This is a genomic window from Streptomyces sp. T39 (assembly GCF_008042045.1).
Lineage (GTDB): Bacteria > Actinomycetota > Actinomycetes > Streptomycetales > Streptomycetaceae > Streptomyces.
The window spans coordinates 79928-96065 of record NZ_RDBP01000044.1 but is presented as its reverse complement, the minus strand read 5'-3'; the positions used below and the strand labels follow the sequence as shown (position 1 = coordinate 96065).

General features: G+C 74.4%; 15 protein-coding genes. 5 read left to right on the top strand and 10 right to left on the bottom strand.

Features of this window, described 5'->3' with window-relative positions; all coding sequences use genetic code 11:
- Positions 1-419: 419 nt before the first annotated feature.
- Positions 420-884, top strand: coding sequence for a universal stress protein (locus tag EAO77_RS29440; RefSeq protein ID WP_147991371.1), 465 nt, complete (start codon positions 420-422; stop codon positions 882-884).
- A 9-nt stretch (positions 885-893) separates the two neighbouring features.
- Here the strand turns inward: EAO77_RS29440 and EAO77_RS29435 are convergent, their stop codons facing one another.
- The gene (locus EAO77_RS29435; protein ID WP_147991370.1) at positions 894-2108 is read right to left on the bottom strand and encodes a CapA family protein; all 1215 of its coding nucleotides are present in this window, start codon (positions 2106-2108) and stop codon (positions 894-896) included.
- A gap of 332 nt (positions 2109-2440) precedes the next feature.
- On the opposite strand from EAO77_RS29435, the gene EAO77_RS29430 reads away from it, so the two are divergent.
- Positions 2441-3058, top strand: a complete 618-nt coding sequence (locus EAO77_RS29430) for a sigma-70 family RNA polymerase sigma factor (RefSeq protein WP_147991369.1) — start codon at positions 2441-2443, stop codon at positions 3056-3058.
- Between the two features lie 84 nt (positions 3059-3142).
- Complete coding sequence (locus EAO77_RS29425; RefSeq protein WP_147991368.1) at positions 3143-3652, top strand: hypothetical protein; 510 nt, start codon at positions 3143-3145, stop codon at positions 3650-3652.
- Positions 3653-3670: 18 nt separating this feature from the next.
- Here the strand turns inward: EAO77_RS29425 and EAO77_RS29420 are convergent, their stop codons facing one another.
- The 5 genes from EAO77_RS29420 to EAO77_RS29400 all read right to left on the bottom strand — a co-directional run bounded on the left by EAO77_RS29420 (position 3671) and on the right by EAO77_RS29400 (position 8619).
- On the bottom strand, positions 3671-4891 hold the full coding sequence (locus EAO77_RS29420; RefSeq protein ID WP_147991367.1) for a sensor histidine kinase: 1221 nt from the start codon (positions 4889-4891) through the stop codon (positions 3671-3673).
- Positions 4888-6621 carry a cation acetate symporter gene (locus EAO77_RS29415; protein WP_147991366.1) on the bottom strand — a complete coding sequence of 578 codons (1734 nt, stop codon included), beginning with the start codon at positions 6619-6621 and terminating at the stop codon, positions 4888-4890. The genes EAO77_RS29420 and EAO77_RS29415 overlap by 4 nt, the downstream gene beginning before the upstream one ends.
- Positions 6622-6624: 3 nt before the next feature.
- Positions 6625-7005 carry a hypothetical protein gene (locus tag EAO77_RS29410; protein WP_147991365.1) on the bottom strand — a complete coding sequence of 127 codons (381 nt, stop codon included), beginning with the start codon at positions 7003-7005 and terminating at the stop codon, positions 6625-6627.
- A 133-nt stretch (positions 7006-7138) separates the two neighbouring features.
- A complete protein-coding gene (locus tag EAO77_RS29405; protein ID WP_147991364.1) occupies positions 7139-7408 on the bottom strand; it encodes a hypothetical protein in 270 nt (89 codons plus the stop codon).
- A gap of 365 nt (positions 7409-7773) precedes the next feature.
- Positions 7774-8619 (bottom strand): LytR/AlgR family response regulator transcription factor, encoded by an 846-nt coding sequence (locus tag EAO77_RS29400; protein ID WP_147991363.1) that lies wholly within the window; start codon positions 8617-8619, stop codon positions 7774-7776.
- Positions 8620-8777: 158 nt separating this feature from the next.
- Here EAO77_RS29400 and EAO77_RS29395 point away from each other — a divergent pair, with 158 nt between their 5' ends.
- The gene (locus EAO77_RS29395; RefSeq protein ID WP_147991362.1) at positions 8778-9446 is read left to right on the top strand and encodes an anti-sigma factor family protein; all 669 of its coding nucleotides are present in this window, start codon (positions 8778-8780) and stop codon (positions 9444-9446) included.
- A gap of 21 nt (positions 9447-9467) precedes the next feature.
- Here EAO77_RS29395 and EAO77_RS29390 read toward each other — a convergent pair whose 3' ends face one another.
- From EAO77_RS29390 to EAO77_RS29380, 3 genes are all read right to left on the bottom strand, one after another.
- Complete coding sequence (locus EAO77_RS29390; RefSeq protein WP_147991361.1) at positions 9468-10328, bottom strand: Fpg/Nei family DNA glycosylase; 861 nt, start codon at positions 10326-10328, stop codon at positions 9468-9470.
- Positions 10329-10396: 68 nt separating this feature from the next.
- On the bottom strand, positions 10397-11743 hold the full coding sequence (locus EAO77_RS29385) for a wax ester/triacylglycerol synthase family O-acyltransferase (RefSeq protein WP_147991360.1): 1347 nt from the start codon (positions 11741-11743) through the stop codon (positions 10397-10399).
- 103 nt (positions 11744-11846) lie between these two features.
- Positions 11847-13919 (bottom strand): SpoIIE family protein phosphatase, encoded by a 2073-nt coding sequence (locus EAO77_RS29380; RefSeq protein ID WP_147991359.1) that lies wholly within the window; start codon positions 13917-13919, stop codon positions 11847-11849.
- 299 nt (positions 13920-14218) lie between these two features.
- On the opposite strand from EAO77_RS29380, the gene EAO77_RS29375 reads away from it, so the two are divergent.
- Positions 14219-15625 carry a lipase maturation factor family protein gene (locus EAO77_RS29375; protein ID WP_147991439.1) on the top strand — a complete coding sequence of 469 codons (1407 nt, stop codon included), beginning with the start codon at positions 14219-14221 and terminating at the stop codon, positions 15623-15625.
- 111 nt (positions 15626-15736) lie between these two features.
- Here EAO77_RS29375 and EAO77_RS38970 read toward each other — a convergent pair whose 3' ends face one another.
- Complete coding sequence (locus EAO77_RS38970; RefSeq protein WP_187283473.1) at positions 15737-15907, bottom strand: hypothetical protein; 171 nt, start codon at positions 15905-15907, stop codon at positions 15737-15739.
- Between the last annotated feature and the right edge of the window lie 231 nt (positions 15908-16138).

Sequence of the window (16138 nt, the reverse complement as noted above, 5' to 3'; positions counted from 1 at the left end):
TTCGGCCCGTCGGTGCCGCGCTCGAACCCCTGGGACGGCTGTTGCTGAGTCACGTCTTCGAGGCTAACCGCCCGGCCCGCCGCCGCGGCCGCCGCCCCCGGGCCCCGCACCTTGCTCCAGGCGGGTTGAATCCGCCGGGTCCCCGTGTCGGTTGTACGTACGGGGCGACGGCCGTGCCGGTGCGTTCGGTGGCCAGCAGACCCCCCAGGACCGCGGCGCCGGAGAGCGCGGCGGCGACACGCAGCACGGAGCGGCGCGGAACGAGCAGCTGATCCTTTTTCATGGCCCACTGCTCGCACGGCCGTCGCCCCGTACGTACAACCGACACGGGGACCCGGCGGATTCAACCCGCCTGGAGCAAGGTGCGGGGCCCGGGGGCGGCGGCCGCGGCGGCGGGCCGGGCGGTTAGCCTCGAAGACGTGACTCAGCAACAGCCGTCCCAGGGGTTCGAGCGCGGCACCGACGGGCCGAAGGTCATCGTCGCCGGTCTGGACGGGTCGGACTCGTCGCTGCGGGCCGCCGCCTACGCGAGCGGGCTCGCCCGTCGTCAGGGGGCGCTGCTGGCGATCGTGTACGTCCAGCCGGTGATGCCGGCGGGCGCGGCGCTCGGGATGCCGGTGGCCGGCACCACCGAGGAGATCGCCGAGGGGCTGGCCGCCGAGATCCGGACCGCGGCCGAGCGCCTGCGGGGCATCTGGGACGTCCGCTGGGAGTTCCACACCTTCCGCGGCGACCCGTACACGGGGCTGGTCACCGCGGCCGACGAGCTGAAGGCGGACGCCGTGGTGGTGGGCGCGTCGGAGTCGGCGGGCCACCGGATCATCGGGTCGGTCGCGGTCCGTCTCGTCAAGGCGGGCCGCTGGCCGGTGACGGTCGTCCCGTGACCGGCGGGCTCAGCGGCCCATGACCAGGCCGTCCTCCGCGGCGCCGCGGCCGAGCACGGCCGTGGTGACGGCGGCGAGCGCGGTGCGGTGCTCCGCCCGGGCCGAGCCGCGGGCGATGACGTCTGGGAGGTTGACGACCCGGCCGGCGGCGGTGTCCATCCACTGCGGGATGTACTCGGCGCGGGTGACCTCCCAGCGCGCGCCGGGCTTCGCCGGGGGCGAGAACGTGAAGCGCGCGATCGACCCCTGGTTGCCCCGGGGATCCTGCGCGCCCTCGTAGTTGATCATCGCGCCGGCGATCTGGTCGCCCATGCCGTAGACCACCCAGGTGCCGCCCACCTTCTCGTACGCCTGAGGCACATGGGCATGGGTGCCGAGGACGAGATCGATGTCGGGGCGGCCGCCGGTGGCGGAGGCGGTGAGGGCGCGGCCGAGGGCGAGCTGCTGTTCGTCGGGCGCGGTCTGCCACTCGGTGCCCCAGTGGAGGCTGACCACGACGACGTCGGCCCCTGCGCGCCGGGCGGCGCGCGCGTCGTCGAGGATCCGCTGTTCGTCGATGAGCGCGACGCTCCAGGGGCGGTCCTCGGGCAGGGGGATGTCGTTGGTCCCGTAGGTGTAGGCGAGCTGGGCCACCTCGGCGCCGCCCGCCGAGAGCAGGGCGGGCCGGCCGGCCTCCTTCTCGGTGCGGGCCGAACCGGCGTGGGCGATGCCTGCCCGGTCGAGGGCGTCGAGGGTGCGGGCGATGCCGGGGGCGCCGTCGTCGAGGGTGTGGTTGGAGGCGGTGGAGCAGGAGTCGTAGCCGGTGGCCGCGAGGGCCTCGGCGATCTCGGGCGGGGACTTGAAGGAGGGGTAGCCGCTGTAGTCGCCGTTCTCGCCGTACACGGTCTCCATGTGGCAGATGGCCAGGTCGGCGCGGGAGACGACGGGGGCGACCCCGGCGAGCATGGGGCGGAAGTCGTAGCCGGTGGCGCCCGCGTCGGCGGCCGCCTGCCGGATCACCGACTCGTGCGGGAGGACGTCGCCGCTGGCGACCAGGGTGAAGGGGCGCTCGGCGGCACCCGCGCCGCTCGCGGCCGAGGGGGCCTGCCCCGAGGGGGGCGCCTGCCGGGGCGGGCTCTGCTCCGCGGCGCAGCCGGCGGCGCAGGCCACGGCCGCGAGGGCCGCGCACACGAGGGCCGGGCGGCCGGGCCGCCGTCCGTGCCGGGTCAGTGGGGTCCAGGACATCGCGAACAGCCTCCGAATTATCGTATTTACCGCATATCGGACTGCTGACGACACAGGGGAGGCCGGGCCGAGTCAAGCGACGCAGCCGCCACGTCGCTGCAACGGCCCCTCGCACCAGCCGCACGGGCGCGGGCCCGCCCCCGAGGGCGGCGCCGGGGCGCTGCCGCCCGCCGCACGGCCACCGTCCGCCACCCCGGCCGACCGTTCACCGCACCACTCGCCGCCCGGTGCGACCGTTCACCGACGACCCCGGTACGGCGTCTGTCGCCGCGCCGCCCGATGCGTTCGGATACGCCACGTGACGGCGACCTGTGGATGAAGGGGTGTTGGCAATGGCGACGGCGACCGCGACCACCGACGAGAGGGCCATGGCGGAACTCCAGCGCGAGCACGGGCCCGCGCTGCTGAGCTTCCTGCTCGGCCTCACGTACGGGGACCAGCAGCGCGCCGAGGACCTCCTCCAGGAGACGCTGGTACGCGCGTGGCAGCACCCCGAGGCGTTCGACGGGCCGTACGAGTCGATGCGCCCGTGGCTGTTCACCGTCGGACGCCGCCTCGCCATCGACGCCCGCCGCTCCCGGCTCGCCCGCCCCGCCGAGATAGGCGACGGCGTCCTCGCCACCACGCCCGACCCCTCGGACCGCACCGAGAGCGCGGTCGCCGCGATGGACGTCAGGGCCGCCGTCGGCTCCCTCAGCCCCGAGCACCGCGCCGTACTGGTCAAGATCTACTTCCACGGGATGAGCGTCAACGAGGCCGCCGAGGCGCTGGGCATCCCGCCGGGCACCGTGAAGTCGCGCTCCCACTACGCGCTGCGGGCCCTCGCCCGCTGCCTGCCCGGCTACAGCAGGCGGCCCGTCACAGCAGCCACGCGGACCACGCTCGTGCGCGACTCCCCCTCGGGACACGGCCGCGGGGCCTCCGTATGCCGAACGTCACGCCGTAGTTGAGCCAATACGGGCTCCCGGCCGTGAGGGACGGAGGAGGCTCGTGAACGAGACCCGGAGAACCGACGTCGAGGGTGAGGGGACGGCATGCGGCCCGAGAGCACCGGAGGGGCGGGGCTGGCCGTCCCCATGGCCTGGCTGTGCGCCGAGTACACGGCCGACGTGATACTGCGCACCGGCGGCCTGGTGTCCCCCGGGTCCCTGGAGTTCCGGGCCGGACACCGCGCTCTCGCCCTCACCGTCCACCTGTGCGACGGCGCCGCCGCCGGCACCTTCGCCGCCGGCGGCGCGCCGGACACCGACCACTGGCTGTCCCTCACCGCGTACGGCCACCCCTGGCCCGAGTGGGTCGAGGAACGGCTCGCCGCCCGCGCCGCACGCGAACGGCACGGCGGCCCCGACCCCGACCTCGCGCTCGCGACGACGACCTGGCACTGGCTGCGGACGACCGAGGTGTACGCCGCAGACCTCGGGGACCTCGAACCCTGGCACCCCTCCCGCCCTCCCGCCGCCACGGTCGACGAGGCCAGCAAGGTGTGGACACCGGCCTGGGAGCTGGGCCTCCCCCTCGGCCATCTGGCGGTCCACCTGTGGTGAGCGCGCCGGGCGGGCGGCTCAGCCCACGACGCGCCGGCCGGACGACGAGTGCACGCCCGCGCGGTACTTGGGAATCCTGACGGTGATCTTCATCCCGGCCCCGACGGCCGTCTCGATCACCAGCCCGTGGTCGTCCCCGTACACCTGACGCAGCCGCTCGTCGACGTTGAGCAGCCCGATGCCCGACGCCGTGGTCCCGCGGCCCGCCAGGATCGCGCGCAGCGCCTCGGGGTCCATGCCGACGCCGTCGTCCTCGATGGTCACCACCGCCTCGGCGCCCGCGTCACGGGCGGCGATGGTGACCCGGCACTCGGTGCGGGAGTCCTCCAGACCGTGCTTGACGGCGTTCTCGACCAGCGGCTGGAGGCACAGGAAGGGCAGCGTCACCGGCAGCACCTCCGGAGCCACCTGCAGCGTGACCTGGAGCCGGTCGCCGAAACGCGCCCCGGCCAGGGCCAGGTACTGCTCGATGCAGCGCAGCTCGTCCGCGAGATGCGTGAACTCGCCGTGCCGGCGGAACGAGTACCGGGTGAAGTCGGCGAACTCCAGCAGCAGTTCCCGGGCGCGCTCCGGATCGGTGCGCACGAACGACGCGATGGCCGCCAGCGAGTTGAAGATGAAGTGCGGCGAGATCTGGGCCCGCAGGGCGCGGATCTCGGCCTCGATCAGGCGGGTGCGCGAACGGTCCAGCTCGGCCAGCTCCAGTTGCACCGAGACCCACCGGGCGACCTCGGTAGCCGCCCGCACCAGGACCGCCGACTCCCGCGAACCGTAGGCGACCAGCGTGCCGAGCACCCCTTCCTCCCCGCTCAGCGGGGCGATGACGAACCAGCGCAGCGGACACTCCAGGTCGGCGCACTCCGAGCGCACGCTCTGGCTGCGGCCGGAGGCGAGCACCTCGGCGACCCGCAGCATCACCTGCTCCCGGTGGTGGTCACCGCCCGGCCCGTCCCAGGCCAGCACGCGAGCGCGGTCGGTCAGGCACAGCGCCTCGGTGCCCAGCAGCGACCGCAGCCTGCGGGCCGCCTTGCGGGCCGTGTCCTCGGTGAGCCCCGCCCGCAGCGGCGGCGCCGCCAGGGACGCCGTGTGCAGCGTGTGGAAGGTCGCCCGCTCCACCGGTGTGCCGAGATCCAGGTCCGCCTTCGCACCGCGCCGGGCGGAGACCCTGCCGCACACGAACCCGACGGCGAGCAGCACCGCGCCCGCCGCCGCGAGCGCCGCCGCCTCCGTACCCGTCATCGCTCCACCCCTTCCGTCTGCTGCCTGCCGGCGAGGTCCTCGGGAAGATGCAGCCGGGCGAGGATCGCAGCGGCGCCGGGGGGTATGTGCCGGGCTGTCGCCAGCGACACGGCCACCATGGTCGAGAAGCCGAGCGGCACCGACCACACCGCGGGCCACGCCATCAGGGTGTGCGCCCAGCCCCCGGGCGGCAGCCCCGCCCGGGTCGCCATCACGGCCGTCAGCGCGGCCCCGCCGCCCACCACCAGTCCGGCCGCGGCGCCGGGCGGCGTCAGCCGCCGCCACCAGATGCCGAGCACCAGCAACGGGCAGAACGACGACGCCGACACGGCGAACGCGAGCCCGACGGCGTCGGCGACCGGCACATTGCTCGTCACCACGGACAGGCACAGCGGCACGGCCACGGCCACCAGCGTCGCCAGGCGGAAGTGCCGCACCCCGCGGGACGGCAGCACGTCCTGGGTGATCACCCCCGCCACGGACATGGTCAGCCCCGAGGCCGTCGACAGGAAGGCCGCGAACGCCCCGCCCGCCAGCAGCGCGCCCAGCAGTTCCCCGGCCAGTCCCCCGATCACCCGCTCGGGCAGCACCAGGACGGCCGCGTCCGCGGCGCCGGTGAGCGCGAGCTCCGGCGCGTACACCCGGCCCAGCGCGCCGTACACCGGCGGCAGCAGGTAGAACGCGCCGATCAGCCCCAGCACCATGAGCGTGGTCCGCCGGGCCGCGCGTCCGTTGGGACTGGTGTAGAAGCGGACCGCGACATGGGGCAGCCCCATCGTGCCGAGGAACGTCGCGAGGATCAGCCCGTACGTCGCGTACAGCTGGTAGCCGTCCCGGCCGCCCGACAACGGCTGCGACCAGCTGACCGGGTCGGTGCCCGACACCGTCCGCTCCGGCACCGGCGCCCCCTTGGGCAGGCCGAGCTCCGTGCCCGCCTCGATCCGGTGGGTGCCTTCGCCGAGGGTGAGGCGCTCGCCGCGGTGCCGCTCGCCGTCGACCGTGCCGGAGACCGTCACGGTCAGCGGGGCGTCGAGATCGACCCGCACGGTGTCGCCGACCCGGATGTCGGTGTGCTCGCGCAGCACGGCGGGCGCGTCGAAGCGGGCGCGCGGTGCGTCGTCCCCCGCCCACGCGGCCACCAGGAAGAGCGCGGGCACCAGCAGCGCCGTCAGCTTCAGCCAGTACTGGAACGCCTGGACGAAGGTGATGCTGCGCATCCCGCCCGCCGCGACCGCCCCGGTGACGACGACCGCGACGACCAGGGACCCCAGCCAGTCCGGCGCACCGGTCATGATCTCCAGCGTCAGTCCGGCGCCCTGGAGCTGGGGCAGGAGATAGAGCCAGCCGATCCCGACGACGAAGAGGCTCGCCAGCCGGCGCACCACCGCGGACTCCAGACGGGCCTCGGCGAAGTCGGAGAGCGTGTAGGCCCCGGAACGGCGCAGCGGGGCGGCGACGAGGACCAGCAGGACGAGATAGCCGGCCGTGTACCCCACGGGGTACCAGAGCATGTCCGGCCCTTGGAGCAGCAGCAGGCCGGCGATACCGAGGAAGGAGGCGGCGGACAGGTACTCGCCGCTGATGGCCGCCGCGTTCAGCCCCGGCCCCACGGTCCGGGAGGCCACGTAGAAGTCCGAGGTGGTGCGGGATATGCGCAGCCCCAGCGCGCCGATCAGGACGGTGGCGAGGACCACGACGGTGACGGCGGTCACCGCGTAGGTCTGGTTCACGTGTCAGCGGCCTTCGACGAGCCGGGTGAAGTCGCGTTCGTTGCGCTCGGCCCGGCGCACGTACCAGCGGGCCGTCAGCCACATCACCGGATACGCCCCGAAACCGAGCGCCGCCCAGACGAAGGGGGCCGGCGACCCGGGGGAACCGCCCAGCGCGGCGGGCAGGGCGAACAGCAGCGGCAGCGAGCCGACGAACAGCGCCAGGGTGCCCAGCGCGTAGAGCGCCGCGCGCAGCTGGCTGCGCATGAGGGACCGCACGTACGTGGCGCCCAGCGTGGTCTGCTCGGTGATCTCGGAGCGCGCGGGCGCGTACCCCGGCGGACGGCGGGTGCCGCGGGGCACACCGGTGACCACCTCGCGGCGCGGGGTTTGCTCTGCAGACATCGGCGTCCGCTCCAGCGTCTGTCGGAGGACGGGGACGGGGGCGTCGGGGACGGCCCAGGGAGGGGAGTCTACGCAGCGGTGATCAGCCGACGGTAGAGACGGAGGGCGCCGGATCGTGCCCGCCCGGGTGCGGTCAGGGGCCGCTGGGCCGGGCGCAGTCGCTGAGCGCGATCTCCAGTTCGACGTACGACTCCTCGGCCCGCCGGAACGCGACCTCCAGCGCGGCCTCCGCGCGCGGGCCGGCGAGGCCGCGGGCGGACTCACGGATGTCCTCCAGCACATCGGCCCAGCGGCCCGCCGCGCTGCGGGCGGCCGCCAGCAGCGTCTCCAGCTCGACCGGGCCCTGCGGTCTGGCCGAGGGGAGACCGCGCAGCTCGTCGAGGAGTGCTTCGATGTCGGACATCAGGCCCCCTTCCCCGGAACGGTCCGGCGCGCTCCGGAGTGATCAAGGTTAGGCCCCCGGCAGCCGCCGCGGCCCGCGGTCCCGGCCCCTGCTCGCCCAGCGGCGCACTCCGTCGCCGTGCGGCGCCCCCGGCACGACGAACGGGCGCGGTGAGGGGGTGAACGGTCACCCGCGCCGGTGCCGCTCCGGCGTGACCCGTTCCCGGCGGAGGTACGTCGCCCGCGGGCCGGCCGTGGGCCGAGGCACGGCCTGCGGCCGCGCTCTCGCCCGCCGGACGGGCTGACCAGGGGCATCGGGGCCGGTCACGGGCACATGCCCGGTTCGCTGCCGCCCCACCCGCCCGCGCGGAAGCGGGCCGCGCGGCGTCAGGAGGTCCGGGGCTGCATCAGGAGGTCGCGGAGCTGGCGGGCGTGGCGGCGGCTCACCGCCAGCTCCGCCGCGCCCACGCGGACACTGGTGGCCCCCGCGTCCAGGCGCAGCTCGTCGATGCGGCCGAGGGCGACCAGGTGGCTCCGGTGGATGCGGACGAAGCCGCGCGACGCCCACCGCTCCTCCAGCGTGGAGAGCGGGATGCGCACCAGGTGGGAGCCGTCGGCCGTGTGCAGGCGCGCGTAGTCGCCCTGGGCCTCGACATAGGTGATGTCGTCCACGGGAACGAAGCGGGTGACCCCGCCGAGCTCGACGGGTATCTGCTCGCCGGCCGGCCCGGGCACCACCGCCGGTCCCGCCGCCCGGTCCGCCGCCGTCCGCCCCGGCTCGGCGGTCCCCGGGGCCGGCTGTCCGGCGGCCCCCCGGGCCGCCTGGCCGCCCGCGTGCTGGGCGACCACCAGTTCGCGCGCCCGGCGGACCGCCTCGGCCAGGCGCTCGCGGCGGACCGGCTTGAGCACGTAGTCGACGGCCTTGAGGTCGAAGGCCTGGACGGCGAACCCCTCGTGCGCGGTGACGAAGACGATCTGCGGCGGTCTGGCGAACCCGGCGAGCAGGCGGGCGACGTCCAGCCCGGTGAGCCCGGCCATGTGGATGTCGAGGAAGACGACGTCGATCCCGTCGTCGCCCTCCGGGTCGGCGTCGATCGCCCGTCCGATGCGGCGCAGTGCCTCGGTGGCGTCGGTCGCGCCCTCGGCGCTGCGGATCCGCGAGTCGGCCCGCAGCAGGTAGAGCAGTTCCTCGAGGGCCGGTTTCTCGTCGTCGACAGCCAGTACGCGCAGCATGCTGCGGAGTGTAGAGGCGCCTGCGCGGACAGGCCACGGCCCGGCCGGCGTCCCGGTTTGCGATCGCGTCCGAAGCGTGACCCGCGGGTTGAGCAGAGCGCGTCCGCGCCGCGTATAGCAGGGTGACCGCCCGTAACACCAGGAATCGAGGACCCCCGATGAGCAGCCAGCAGCCGCACCGTGATGTGGCCGCCTATGCGCTGGGCGTCCTGGAACCGGGTGACGCGCTCCGTTTCGAGGAGCATCTGGGCGAGTGCGCGCGCTGCACGGCGCACCTGTCGGACTTCACGGGGGTGGCCCGCGCCGTGGCGGAGCTCGCGGGGCCCGGCCGTACCGAGGCGCTGCCCTCCGCGGGCCTGCTGGAGGGGCTGACGCAGGGGGTCCGCGCCCGGCGGCGGCGCGACGGCAGGCGGCGGCTGCGGCTCGCCGCCGTGGCGGCCGTACTGGTCGTGGGGACCCCGGTCGCCGTGGTGGCGGCCCGGGACCCGGCCCCTGTCGCCGTGCAGCGGGTGGTGGCGAAGGATCCGGTGTCCGGGGTGCGTGCGTCGGTGGCGCTGGAGGACCACAACTGGGGCACGGAGGTGGCGATGCGGCTGACGGCACTGCCGGGTCCGCGCGTCTGCCGTCTCGTTGCGATCGGCAAGGACGGGGCGGAGCATCCGGTGCTCAGCTGGTGGGTGCCGGACGGCGGCTACGGTGTGGCCGACGGCCCGGGACGGGCGGGCCCGCTCGACGTCACGGGCGGCACCGACCTGCACCCCGCCGAGATCGGCCGGTGGGAGGTACGGGGCGAGAACGGCGAGCGGCTCCTGTCGATCGGCGGCTGACCCGGCGCAGGACCGGACGGCTCACTTCAGCAGCCGCGAGAGCCTGCGGTCGGCCAGCGGCTTGCCGCCGGTCTGGCAGGTCGGGCAGTACTGGAGCGAGGAGTCGCTGAAGGACACCTCGCGCACGGTGTCACCGCACACGGGACAGGGCAGGCCGGCGCGGCCGTGCACCCGCAGCCCGCTCTTCTTCTCGGACTTGAGGCGTCCGGCGGCGAGGCCGCGGGAGCGTTCGACGGCGTCGCTCAGCGTGGTCCGCAGGGCTTCGTGAAGGACGTCCATGTCGTGCTCGTCGAGGTTCTGGACCGGTTTGAAGGGGGACATCCGGGCGGCGTGCAGGATCTCGTCGCTGTAGGCGTTGCCGATGCCGGCGATCAGCTTCTGGTCCCGCAGGGCGCCCTTGATCTGCCGCCGTTCGCCCTTCAGCACGGCGGCCAGCGCCGCCCGGTCGAAGCCGTCGGCGAGCGGGTCGGGCCCCAGGGCGGCGATCTGCGGCACGTCGGCGGGGTCGTGCACGAGGTGGACGGCGAGCCGTTTGGTGGTGCCCGCCTCGGTCAGGTCGAAGCCGGCGCCGTCGGCGAGGACCGTGCGCAGGGCCAGCGGCCCCTTGCCGGGGCGCGGGGGCGCGGCGGGAACCTCGTCCGTCCACCGCAGCCAGCCGGCGCGGGCGAGGTGGACGGTGAGATGGAGCCCGGCCGCGCCGATGTCGAGCCACTTGCCGTGGCGTTCGACGGCGGTGACCCGGGCGCCCTCCAGGGCGCTCAGCGGCGGGTCGTAGGTCTTGAGCACGCTGATGGCCACGGGCGTCACGCGGGCGATCTCCCGGCCGGTGAGCCGGTCGTCGAGGAACTCGCGGAGTGCTTCCACCTCGGGCAGTTCTGGCATGGCTCCACCTTGCCGCACCGGACCGCCGGTCGCGAAGCGGCGGCCGGGCACGGCACGGGACCGGGGGCTCAGTCCCTGCCGAGCAGGTCGTCGAGTGCGGCGAGTTCCTCGCTCAGGGCCGTCGCGAGGCGGCCGACGTCGGGCACGGCCGCGCCGTCCGCGACCAGTCCCGCGTGGACCCGCCCGCCGTACGTCGAGAGGGCGACGGCCAGCGACTGGCCGCGGGCGAGGGGCGCCATCGGGTAGAGCTCGCGCAGCGGCCGGCCGCCGAGGGAGAGTGCGGCGCGCGGCAGCGGGACGCTGGTGACCAGGATGTCGAAGAGCATCCGGGCGGCGCCGCCGGCGAGCGGCGCCCCGAAGCGGTGGGCCAGGGGCGGGAGCTGGTCGGCGAGCAGGGCCACGGCGCCGGCGCCCCGGGCGGGGCCGGCGGCCTTGTTGCGGTCCATCGCCGTCCGCACGGCGGCCAGCCGCAGGCGGGGGTCGGGTTCGGCGACGGGGAGTTCGAGCAGGTACGCGGAGAGCCTGTTGCCGGAGCCCGCCGGCTGCCCCGGGCGGCGGCGGGACACGGGGACGAGGGCGCGCGGCCCGCCGGCGGGCAGCAGGTCGCCGCGTTCGCCCATCCAGCGCCCGAGGGCTCCCGCGACCACGGCCAGCAGGACGTCGTTGGCGGTGCCGCCGGCCGCGCGGCGCACCCGGTGCACCGTGTCGAGCGGCAGCACGGCGGTGGCGAGCCTCCGGGTGCCGCTCGGCGCGGCGGTGAGCGCGGGAAGCCCCCGGGGGTCCAGGCGGCCGGCCCTGACGATCGAGGCGCCGACGCCGACGGCCCGGCCCATCTCCTCGATCCGGGACTGTGCGAAGCCGAACAGCCGGCGTGCCCCGGCCTGCCAGGAGTCGCCCGGGGCGGGGCGGGGGCGGCGCGTCGCGACGGCCCGGGCGTCGGCGATCTCGTCGAAGATCCCGGCTCCGATGGCGACGGCCCGCATGCCGTCCGCGAGTGCGTGGTGGAGCTTGACGAGCACCGCGCACCGCGCGTCGTCGGCGGAGCGCAGCAGATACATCTCCCAGGGCGGACGTCCCCGTTCGAGGGGCCGTTCCATCAGCTCGCCCGCCGCGTCGGTGACGGCCCGGCCGAAGTCGTCGCCGTCGAGCCGGACCTCCCGCACGTGCCGCCGGACGTCGAAGTCCTGGGCCGTGGTCCAGGCGGATCCGCCGATGGGCAGCAGCACGTCGGCCACCCGCACGCGCAGCCGGGGGATCGCGGCGGCGCGGGCGGCCAGCAGGTCCGTGAGGTCGTCGTGGCCGCCGCCCGCGGGCCCGGGGCCGAAGACGGCGAGGGCGCCCAGGTGCATCGGGTGCCCGGCCGACTCCAGGTGCCAGAACGCCAGATCGAGCGGGGCGAGTAGCTCAGGGCTCACGGGGTCCTCATGTCTCCTGGAAGCCGGGACTCCGCAGTCAATCGCCTGCGATCGGTCACGGTCAAGCACGAATCATGCACATACGGTCAACATCGTGTTTCGGTCAGCGTGCGCTCCGGTCCGGGACGGCGAAGTCGCACCACACGCTCTTGCCGCTCCCCCGCGACTCGACGCCCCAGGCGTCCGAGAGCCGGTCCACCAGCAGCAGCCCGCGGCCGGAGACGCCGTCCTCCCCGGCGTCCCTGCGCCGGGGCAGGGCACTGGAGCGGTCCTCCACCTCGACCTTGAGCCGCCGCCGGGCACCGGTGAGGACCCGCACGGTCACCACGGCTCCCCCGTCGGTGTGCATCAGCGCGTTGGTGATCATCTCGTCGGCGACCAGTTCGATCTCGTCGGCGCGTCCTCCGGCGCCCCAGGCGCGCACCGCGGCCCGCACCATGTGCCGTGCCGAGCGCAGGCCCTCCGGGTCGTTCTGTGCGACGTGCTGCCGGAGCCGGCCGCCCGCCTGCGGGGCGAGGGCGCCCTTGCGGCGCAGGAGCAGCAGGGCCACGTCGTCGTCGCCGCCCCGGTCGTCGACGACCTCGCAGAGGTGGTCGGCCAGCAGCTGGAGATCGCGCGGACCGTCGTGCACGAGCGAGGTGAGCAGCTGCATCCCGTCGTCGAGATCGGCGCCGGGCTGCTCCACGAGTCCGTCCGTGTACAGGAGCAGCGTCTGCCCGGGGTCGAGTTCGAGGGTGCTGACCGGGTACTCCAGCCGGCCGAACTCCGCCGAGAGCCCGAGCGGCAGTCCGCCGGGCACCGGCAGCCTGCGGCAGCTGCCGTCGTGGTCCCTGATCAGCGGGTCGACATGACCGGCACGGACGATCTGCACCACCCCCGTGGTCAGGTCGGCCTCCGCGTAGGTGCAGGTGGCGAAGCGGTCGGTGTCCAGCTCGTCGAGGAAGACCGAGGCCCTGGCCATCACGGTCGCGGGCGTGTGCCCCTCGGCGGCGTAGGCCCGCAGCACGATGCGCAGCTGCCCCATGACGGCCGCCGCGTGGGTGTCGTGGCCCTGGACGTCACCGATGACGGCGCCGACCCGTCCGCTGGGCAGCGGGATGACGTCGTACCAGTCGCCGCCGATGTCGCGGCCGAAGCGCGCGGAGCGGTAGCGCACGGCGATCTGCGAACCGGGCACGTCGGGGATGCGGCGCGGCAGCATCGCCTGCTGGAGCCCCTCGGCCAGGTCGTGCTCCTGTTCGTAGAGGACCGCCCGCGCGAGGCTCTGCGCGATGCTGCTGCCGAGCGCGACGAGCACATTGCGCTCGTCGGCGGTGAACCCGTGCTTGTCCCGGTACAGCAGTCCCAGCGCGCCGATGGGCCTGGCCTGCGCGATCAGCGGGAGATACGCGGCGGAGGAGATGCCCAGCCCGCTGATGTGCGGCCACAGCACGGGGTAGGAGTCGGCGAAGTCCTGGGCCGACTCGATGAACCGGGGCGCGAGGGTGCGGACCACCTCGCTCATCGGGTACTGCTCGTCGACGCGGGTGTAGCGGGTGCCGGGTACGAAGGAGCCCTCGGGGCCCTCGGCGACCAGGTGGATCCGGCCCGATTCGAGCAGTCCCATGACGAGGCTGGCCGCACCGAGCAGCTTCAGGCCGCGGGCGCCCTTGAGCAGTTCGATGATGTCCTCGACGGTCCTGGCGTGCGCGAGGGCGGCCGTGGTGGACTCCACGACGCTCGTCTGCCGGCGGCGCTCGTCGTCGACGTCCATCCGGGCGGCGGCGTCCTCCAGCTCCTGGGTGGCGTCGCGCACGATGCCGATGATGCGCACGGGGCGGCCGCCCTCGTCGCGCTGGACGTTCCCCTGGGTGTGCGTCCAGCGCAGGGTGCCGTCGCGCCGGCGGATGCGGAAGTAGGCGCCGTAGTGCTCGACCCCCCGCTTGAGGGCCTGGGCCACCATGGTGTCCAGCCGCACGCCTTCGTCCGGCGGCACCCGCACGCCGAGCGTGGCGGGGCGGCCGTCGTACTCGTCGGGACGCAGGTCGAAGACGTCGAGGCCGAGCGCGTCCATGTGCATGAGTCCGCTGGTGAGGTCCCAGTCGAAGCAGCCCATGCGATTGAGGGTCAGACTCGTGTCCGCGTGCGCCGGCCAGTCGTCGGGAAGCGACAGGGCACCCGCTGCCCGCTCAGCCATGGGGCCACTCTGCCATCATTCACCGCATCCCACGACCGGATGGCGCCCGGCCCCGTCAGCCCTGGTAGGGGTCGGGTGCCATCCGGTCGTGGGATGCGGTGAATGATGGCAGAGTGGCCCCAAGTGGCCCCAGGCAGCGGGTGCCCTGTCGCTTCCCGACGACTGGCCGGCGCACGCGGACACGAGTCTGACCCTCAATCGCATGGGCTGCTTCGACTGGGACCTCACCAGCGGACTCATGCACATGGATGCACATGGAACGCGCCGCCGTGCCGCGGCGGGCCGCGATACTGGGAGGGATGGAGTGGTTCGGCGACAACGCCTACTGGCTGAGCCGGCTGGTGTTCCAGCGGGCTCTCGCCGTCGTGTACGTGATCGCGTTCGTGTCGGCCGCGCTCCAGTTCCGGGCGCTCATCGGCGCCCGGGGCATGCTCCCGGTGCCGGACCATCTGCGCCGGGTGCCGGCCCGGACGGCGCCGACGCTGTTCCGGCTCCACTACTCGGACCGTTTCTTCGCCTCCGTCGCCTGGACCGGCGCGCTGCTGTCGGCCGCCCTGGCGGCGGGGGCAGCGGACCATGTTCCGCTCGCCGTGGCGATGGCGTGGTGGGCGGTTCCGTGGGCGCTGTACCTGTCGATCGTCAACGTGGGGCAGACCTGGTACGGCTTCGGCTGGGAGTCCCTGCTGCTGGAGACCGGCTTCCTCGCGATCCTGCTCGGCAACGAGCGCACCGCTCCCCCGGTGATCGTGCTGTGGCTGCTGCGCTGGGTGCTGTTCCGGGTCGAGTTCGGTGCGGGGCTGATCAAGATCCGCGGCGATGCCTGCTGGCGGGACCTGACGTGCCTGTACTACCACCACGAGACCCAGCCGATGCCGGGGCCGCTGAGCTGGTGGTTCCACCATCTGCCCCGGCCCGCGCACCGGGCGGAGACGGCCGCCAACCATGTGGTGCAGCTGCTGGTGCCGGTGCTGCTGTTCACCCCGCAGCCGGTGGCGGGCGCCGCCGCGGGGCTGATCGTCGTGACGCAGCTGTGGCTGGTGCTCTCGGGGAACTTCGCCTGGCTGAACTGGCTGACGATCGTGCTCGCGCTGTCCGCCGTCGACGCGTCGCCCCTCGTTCGTCCGCCGGACCTCCCCGGCGCGCCGCTCTGGTACGTGGTCCTCGTGTCGGCCGTCGCGGCCGGGCTGCTGGCGCTCGGTTACCGGCCGGCGCGCAATCTGTTCTCCCGGCGCCAGGCGATGAACCGGTCCTACGACCCGTTCCATCTGGTGAACGCCTACGGTGCGTTCGGCAGCGTCGGACGGGTCAGGTACGAGCTGGTGGTGGAGGGCACCGACGACGCGGTCGCCCACGAGGGCACCGTGTGGCGGGAGTACGGCTTCCGGGGCAAGCCGGGCGACGTGCGCAGGCTGCCGCGTCAGTACGCCCCGTACCACCTGCGTCTCGACTGGATGATGTGGTTCGCCGCCCTCTCCCCCGCGTACGCCCGCTCCTGGTTCCTGCCGTTCGTGGAGCGGCTGCTGGAGGGGGACCGGGACACGCTGCGGCTGCTCGCGCACAACCCCTTCCCCGGCGCCCCTCCCGCCCAGGTGCGGGCCCGGCTGTACCACTACCGGTTCACGACGAGGGCCGAGCGCCGGGCCACGGGCGCCTGGTGGCACCGGACACCGGTACGTGACTTCCTGGCGCCGACCCGGCTGCGCTGACGCCGGGGGCACACGGCGCCGTGCCCCCGCCCGGGGTGGGCGGGGGCACGGCGTCACAGCCCATATCAGCCGGTGCGGGAGGTCCGCCGTGGCGGGGCCGCACCTCGCACGTCAGTCGATGCCGGGCAGGATGTGCGGCTCGGCGAGGTCCTCCTCGTATCCGGCCAGTCGAATCGGGGCCGAACGGGCCCAGACCTCGAGGTTGCGAATCTCATCGGCCCTGCGGGGGCGTTCGCCGCCGCGATCGGACGGCCGCGTTTCGTGCTTCACCTCTGGTGTCACCGCGCACTCCTCTGTGTCGCGTAACAGGGACGGGGGTCGGTTGGGTCGCGGTGGCGCCGTCAACTCGGGCGGGACCGCGGCCGGGTACGGACCTGTCCCAGGGCGGCCGGAGGGGACCGAGTAGGTCCCTGGAGGCCGTCCATTCACCCCAGCGTAACCATATGAGCGGGCCCATGCTCGATGGGGCCCGGAATTCAGCCCAATTCAGGCCAACGACCCCCTCCAAATGGA

Coding starts and splice junctions, on each gene's coding strand:
- EAO77_RS29425 (WP_147991368.1), top strand. CDS start 3,143: ATGCGGCCCGAGAGCACCGGAGGGGCGGGGCTGGCCGTCCCCATGGCC.
- EAO77_RS29400 (WP_147991363.1), bottom strand. CDS start 8,619: ATGCTGCGCGTACTGGCTGTCGACGACGAGAAACCGGCCCTCGAGGAA.
- EAO77_RS29395 (WP_147991362.1), top strand. CDS start 8,778: ATGAGCAGCCAGCAGCCGCACCGTGATGTGGCCGCCTATGCGCTGGGC.
- EAO77_RS29375 (WP_147991439.1), top strand. CDS start 14,219: ATGGAGTGGTTCGGCGACAACGCCTACTGGCTGAGCCGGCTGGTGTTC.
- EAO77_RS29380 (WP_147991359.1), bottom strand. CDS start 13,919: ATGGCTGAGCGGGCAGCGGGTGCCCTGTCGCTTCCCGACGACTGGCCG.
- EAO77_RS29410 (WP_147991365.1), bottom strand. CDS start 7,005: ATGTCTGCAGAGCAAACCCCGCGCCGCGAGGTGGTCACCGGTGTGCCC.
- EAO77_RS29435 (WP_147991370.1), bottom strand. CDS start 2,108: ATGTCCTGGACCCCACTGACCCGGCACGGACGGCGGCCCGGCCGCCCG.
- EAO77_RS29390 (WP_147991361.1), bottom strand. CDS start 10,328: ATGCCAGAACTGCCCGAGGTGGAAGCACTCCGCGAGTTCCTCGACGAC.
- EAO77_RS29405 (WP_147991364.1), bottom strand. CDS start 7,408: ATGTCCGACATCGAAGCACTCCTCGACGAGCTGCGCGGTCTCCCCTCG.
- EAO77_RS29430 (WP_147991369.1), top strand. CDS start 2,441: ATGGCGACGGCGACCGCGACCACCGACGAGAGGGCCATGGCGGAACTC.
- EAO77_RS29420 (WP_147991367.1), bottom strand. CDS start 4,891: ATGACGGGTACGGAGGCGGCGGCGCTCGCGGCGGCGGGCGCGGTGCTG.